This window comes from Acinetobacter sp. YH16031, assembly GCF_013417335.1.
Classification (GTDB): Bacteria; Pseudomonadota; Gammaproteobacteria; order Pseudomonadales; family Moraxellaceae; genus Acinetobacter.
Genome location: NZ_VPED01000144.1, coordinates 1 through 1,573 on the forward strand (window position 1 = coordinate 1; position 1,573 = coordinate 1,573).

General features: G+C 43.7%; 1 protein-coding gene. It reads left to right on the top strand.

Annotated features, from left to right (window positions below):
• The first annotated feature begins 260 nt into the window (after nucleotides 1-260).
• Nucleotides 261-1,403 carry an acyl-CoA dehydrogenase family protein gene (locus FTV31_RS16700; RefSeq protein ID WP_005236468.1) on the top strand — a complete coding sequence of 381 codons (1,143 nt, stop codon included), beginning with the start codon at nucleotides 261-263 and terminating at the stop codon, nucleotides 1,401-1,403.
• Nucleotides 1,404-1,573: the final 170 nt, after the last annotated feature.

The following is a 1,573-nucleotide window of genomic DNA, read 5'->3' on the forward strand; positions in this document are numbered from 1 at the left end:
TCATGAAATACGGTATTCTGATGTGACAAAACCTGAATCCTGGTCGTTAAAGTGTTTGTTTGCACTCATATTTTAACTGTTAGGACTCAGGTTTTTTTATTTAAAGCAAACTATGGGACAGCAGTGAGCTTCGGCTTCCTTTTTTATTTTTATCTGACTGTGAAGTTAGCGAAAAAACAGGTCAGGCACATGACAGCCTTTATAAAAATAGTTAGCCTGTGCACAGGAAATAAAACGATAAACACGATAAGGATAAAAGAATGCTGGCTTACGATGCTGACCTGGAACTTTTCCGCGACAATTTCAAACGCTTTATGAATGAACATGTAGCGCCTTACTATGAAGAGTGGGAGCGTGAAGGCATGATGCCGCGTTCAGTCTGGAATGCGATGGGTGAAAATGGCTTCTTGTGTGTCGATGTTCCGGAAGAATATGGTGGCTATGGTGTTCCGACTCACTATTCCCTAATGTTGATTGAAGAGTCAGCTCGAGCAGGCTATAGCGCCATTTCAACCGGCCTGTCTTGTCACTCGGATATCGCAGCGCCGTATATCCTGCATATTGGTACTGAAGAACAGAAAAAATACTGGTTACCGAAAATGGTGTCTGGTGAAGTGGTCGGTGCGATTGGCATGACTGAGCCGGGTGCAGGTTCTGATTTGCAAGCCATGCGAACCAATGCCATCTTGCAGGATGATCATTATCTGTTAAATGGTTCTAAAACTTTTATCTCCAATGGTCAGCATGCTGACTTAGTCGTATTAGCCGTAAAAACCGATCCACAAGCACGCGCCAAAGGTGTGTCTTTGATGCTGGTGGATACGCATCTGGAAGGCTTTAAAAAAGGCAAGAACCTGGACAAGATTGGTCTGCATTCACAGGATACTTCAGAGCTGTTCTTTGATAATGTCAAAGTACCGAAAGATCAGTTGCTGGGTCAGCCAGGTCAGGGCTTCGTCTATCTGATGCAGGAACTCCCACGTGAACGTACTGCTATTGCTGCTACTGCACTGGGCGCCATTCGTGGCTCGATTGATGTAACGACTCAATATGTCAAAGAGCGTCAGGCCTTCGGTCAGGCGATTGGTCAGTTTCAGAATACCCGCTTTGTACTGGCACAGGCCAAGATTGACGAGCTGGCAACAGCAGCTTTCTATAACCAGAATGTTGAGTTGTATATGCAAGGCAAGCTGGATGTTGAAACTGCAGCAGCGTTAAAGAGCTTCTCAACAGATATGCAAATGAAAGTTGCTGACAATCTGCTTCAGCTCTTTGGTGGTTATGGCTATATGACTGAATATCCGATTTCGCGTTTCTTTGTTGATGCCCGCATTCAACGGATCTATGGCGGTACCAATGAAATCATGAAAGAAATTGTTGCACGTGGTCTGCTTGGACGTTAAAAATCAACAGATAAAAAAAGAGTCCGAAATGGACTCTTTTTTTATACTTAGATTAGCATTTGAAGTGCAACACCATGTTGTTGCCATAATACCTGACTCGGACTTTTAAAGCCGAGTCTTTTTCTTGGACGATGATTCAAGCGTTGAGTAATTTCTGCAATATATGCATC

Bases quoted from the DNA above. Each gene is read 5' to 3' on its own strand.
- FTV31_RS16700 (WP_005236468.1), top strand. From the start codon at position 261: ATGCTGGCTTACGATGCTGACCTGGAACTTTTCCGCGACAATTTCAAA.